Origin of the sequence: uncultured Methylobacterium sp. (assembly GCF_964242245.1) — a bacterium.
Classification (GTDB): Bacteria; Pseudomonadota; Alphaproteobacteria; order Rhizobiales; family Beijerinckiaceae; genus Methylobacterium.
On record NZ_CAXTBY010000167.1, the window covers coordinates 2,117 to 6,144 of the forward strand.

Genomic DNA, 4,028 nt, shown 5'->3' on the forward strand with positions numbered 1-4,028 from the left:
GCTCGCCGAGACCGGGCTCGCCCGCTTCGAGACCGAGACCGACCGCGTCGGCGGCGCGGCGATCGACGCGCACGGCAAGCCGCTGTCGGACGCGACGCTGGCCAGGGCCGACGCGGCCGACGCGATCCTGCTCGGCGCCGTCGGCGGCCCGAAGTGGAATGGGGTCGCCTACGAGATCCGCCCCGAGGCCGGGCTGCTGCGCCTGCGCAAGGACCTCGGCCTGTTCGCCAACCTCCGGCCCGCGATCTGCTACCCGGCGCTCGCCGACGCCTCGGCGCTCAAGCGCGAGCTGGTCGAGGGCCTCGACATCATGATCGTGCGCGAGCTCACCGGCGGCGTGTACTTCGGCGAGCCGAAGGCGATCACGATTTTGCCGGACGGCACGAAGCGGGCCGTCGACACGCAGGTCTACACCACGGGCGAGATCGAGCGGATCGCCCACGTCGCCTTCGATCTGGCCGGCAAGCGCGGCGGCCGGGTGGCATCGGCCGAGAAGCACAACGTGATGAAGTCCGGCGTCCTGTGGAAGGAGGTCGTGACGCGGGTGCACGCCGAGCACTACGCCGGCATCGAACTGGAGCACGTGCTCGCCGACAACTGCGCCATGCAGCTTGTGCGCCGGCCCAAGCAGTTCGACGTGCTGGTGACCGATAACCTGTTCGGCGACGTGCTGTCGGACGTCGCCGCGATGCTGACCGGCTCGCTCGGCATGCTGCCCTCGGCCTCGCTGGGCGCGCTCGACGCGCGCGGCACCCGCAAGGCGCTGTACGAGCCGGTGCACGGCTCGGCCCCCGACATCGCCGGCCAGGACAAGGCCAACCCGATCGCGATGATCGGCTCGCTCGCCATGTGCCTGCGCTACTCGTTCGGCTTGGGCGAAGTCGCCGACCTTGTCGACGGCGCGATCACCGCGACGCTTGCCGGCGGCGCGCGCACCGCGGACATCGCGGGCGAGGGCGCCGCGCCGATCGGCACCCGCGACATGGCGGAGCGGATCGCCGCCGCCCTGCGCGCGAGCGCCGCCTGACCCGCCAACGAAGAGGGCGCGCAGGTTTCCCTGCGCGCCCCGGTCGAAGTGCGATGGCTGGGCGCTCTCAGTACGGGTTGCCGTAGCGGGAGGCGTAGGAAGTCGGATCGATCCGGTCGATGCCCGAGAAGTCGATGTTGCGGATCGCGCCGGAGCGCGAGCCGATGAACGGTCCGTTGGTGATCGGATCGGGCAGGATGCCGGCGCCGTAGCGGTCGCTGCGGCCGTAGGGCGGGCTCAGGATGTTCGACTGCGCGATCAGCACCGGATTGGTGGCGGGGTTGCTGACCGAACCATTGCCCGGCTCGACGACGTTGCCGGCATCGAGCCAGCTCCGCGGGCGGATGCGGATCGGCAGCGGGCGGCTGACGCGGTAGCCGGGGCCGAACCCGTCCTGGGCCTCAGCGGTGCCGGCGAATCCGAGACCCGAGATAGCGAGGGCGCCCAGCAGGGCGATCTTGAGCGAGCGCATGACGCACCTTGGTTGAATGCGGGATCGTGTGTGGCATTCAGAGATTAAGAATCCCCGGTGCCTTCTGGGGAGGAGACGCCCGGGCGCGGCCGTAGTTCCGACCTCTCGGCTCAGCTTGCGCGCTTTGCCGTATTATGGCCGCATTTCGCCGCCGGCCGGGTGTCTCGCGGATAACCGCCGCCGGCCGATCGACCCGGTCCGGCCCGCGGGGTCGCTCGCGGAGATCGTGCGGGCCGACGCGCAGGTCGGATCGCGTCGGCGCTCGGCCTGCGCGAACACCGCCTGCATCGCTTGGTCGGTGCGGTCGTCGAGGGACAGTCCGTCGAGGGTGCAGGCGAGCGTGCGCGGCTCGGGCGGCTGGCCGAGCGGCGCGCAGAGCCAGCCGTCGAGGCGGATCGGCAGGGCTTCGACGCTGGAAAAGCCCGTGCAGACCCGGCGGGGCGGGCCGGCGAGCGTCGCCTCCAGGGTCTCCATCGCGCCGAACTTGGTCGCGATCCGCCCGCGCGCGCCGGTGCGGACGACGGACAGCGATCCCTCCGCAGCCCGGCGGACGAGCGTCACGAACAGGCTCGGCGTCGCCGCCGCGGCGGCCCGCGTCAACGTCAGGCGCAGGTGCGCCGCCTCGATCGACGGGAAATCGCCACGGCTGATCGTGTCCGCGTTGGGACCGCCCGCGGGCTCGACGCGCACCGGCTCGGCATCCCCCGTATCGAGGCGCAGACGTCCGCTCACCGGGATCGGCGCGGCCGGACGCGCCGGCGGCGGGGCCGAGGGCACGAACGCGATGCCGAGGCCGGAGCCGGGCATCGGCGCCGGTACGGGCGGGTGGGCGCGCATCGTCTCGCGGGACAGCAGGCTCAACGTCCCGATCAGCGCGGCGCAGCCGAGGATGCGGCCGGCGAGCGCGAGCACCCATAGCCGCCGCGGCGGGCGGGCTTCCGAGGCAAGGTCGGGCTCGTGGACATCTCGGTCTCTGACCATCGGATTCGATCGCGCTTCGGGGGAATCCCCCCCGCATCGCCAACATCATCGATCCCCACCGCCTCTCACCGGGTTTCGGGACCTGCCGCGTCGCGGTCTTTCTCGCTGCCAAGGTGAACCGAACCTTCTCGGCAGGCATCCGCGAGACGGCAGCGCTTGACAGGTTCCGTCACCCGGCGCCTTGCTCCCGCTTCCTGAGACCCCACCTTCTCGGCACGGGGCGCGGATGGTTCACGCCCGGAGGCGCCCCGGCCCGCGTCCGGCCGGCGGAGCGCGAACGGGCGCCGGGACGCACCGGGCCAAGCGGAGTCTTCTGAGATGGGCTACAAGGTCGCCATCGTCGGCGCCACGGGGAACGTGGGCCGCGAGATGCTGGACATCCTGGCCGAGCGGGCGTTCCCCGCCGACGAGGTCGTGGCGCTGGCCTCGCGCCGCAGCCAGGGCCAGGAGGTCTCCTTCGGCGACAAGATCCTCAAGGTCAAAGCGCTCGACGCCCACGACTTCTCCGACACCGACATCTGCCTGATGTCGGCCGGCGGCGAGACCTCGAAGGAATGGTCGCCCCGCATCGGCGCGCAGGGCTGCGTCGTCATCGATAACTCGTCGGCGTTCCGCTACGATTCGGACGTGCCGCTGATCGTGCCCGAGGTGAACGCCGACGCGGTGGTGGGCTTCTCCAAGCGCAACATCATCGCCAACCCGAACTGCTCGACCGCCCAGCTCGTCGTCGCCCTGAAGCCCCTGCACGACGCTGCCAGGATCAAGCGGGTGGTGATCGCGACCTACCAGTCGGTCTCCGGCGCCGGCAAGGAGGCGATGGACGAGCTGTTCAACCAGACCCGCGCGGTGTTCACGGCGGGCGAGGTGAAATCCGAAAAATTCACCAAGCGCATCGCCTTCAACGTCATCCCGCACATCGACGTGTTCATGGAGGACGGCTACACCAAGGAGGAGTGGAAGCTGGTCGCCGAGACCAAGAAGATGCTCGACCCGAAGATCAAGCTCACCGCCACCGCCGTGCGCGTGCCGGTGTTCATCGGGCACGCCGAGGCGGTCAACGTCGAGTTCGAGCACCCGATCAGCCCGGAGCAGGCCACCGCGATCCTGCGCTCGGCGCCGGGCATCCTCGTGATCGACAAGCGCGAGGACGGCGGCTACATGACCCCGCACGAGGCGGCCGGCGAGGACGCGACCTACGTCTCGCGCATCCGCGAGGACGCGACGGTGGAGAACGGCCTGAACTTCTGGTGCGTCTCGGACAACCTGCGAAAAGGGGCGGCGCTGAACACGGTGCAGATCGCTGAGCTGCTGATCAACCGCAAGCTGCTCGGCCGGGCCAAGCGCGCGGCCTGATCGTCCTCACGAGGGTCCCGCGCGCGCGATCCGGGGGGACGGTCGGACCGGGCGATCCGGGACAAGGCGTCGTCTCGGTGGCGCGACGGCGCCCTTCCCGATTCGACGCCGGTCCGGGCGGCGGTGCGAGGGTCAGGCGCATGAGAGCGGTTCATCTTCTTGCGTTGGGTGCAGGTCTGGCGGCGTCGACGCCAG

At 70.9% G+C, this 4,028-nt stretch carries 4 protein-coding genes; 2 read left to right on the plus strand and 2 right to left on the minus strand.

Annotated elements, in window-relative coordinates:
- A partial coding sequence (gene leuB, locus ACFE8Y_RS20385) for a 3-isopropylmalate dehydrogenase (protein WP_375466195.1) occupies positions 1 to 1,027 on the plus strand: 1,027 nt, incomplete at its 5' end.
- A gap of 67 nt (positions 1,028 to 1,094) precedes the next feature.
- On the opposite strand, the gene ACFE8Y_RS20390 is transcribed toward leuB, so the two are convergent.
- Together ACFE8Y_RS20390 and ACFE8Y_RS20395 are read right to left on the minus strand one after the other, a co-directional pair.
- Positions 1,095 to 1,499: a hypothetical protein gene (locus ACFE8Y_RS20390; protein ID WP_375466196.1), complete on the minus strand. Its 405-nt coding sequence runs from the start codon at positions 1,497 to 1,499 to the stop codon at positions 1,095 to 1,097.
- Between the two features lie 132 nt (positions 1,500 to 1,631).
- A complete protein-coding gene (locus tag ACFE8Y_RS20395) occupies positions 1,632 to 2,480 on the minus strand; it encodes a hypothetical protein (RefSeq protein ID WP_375466197.1) in 849 nt (282 codons plus the stop codon).
- 318 nt (positions 2,481 to 2,798) lie between these two features.
- Here ACFE8Y_RS20395 and ACFE8Y_RS20400 point away from each other — a divergent pair, with 318 nt between their 5' ends.
- A complete protein-coding gene (locus tag ACFE8Y_RS20400) occupies positions 2,799 to 3,833 on the plus strand; it encodes an aspartate-semialdehyde dehydrogenase (protein WP_375466198.1) in 1,035 nt (344 codons plus the stop codon).
- The last annotated feature ends 195 nt before the right edge of the window (positions 3,834 to 4,028 follow it).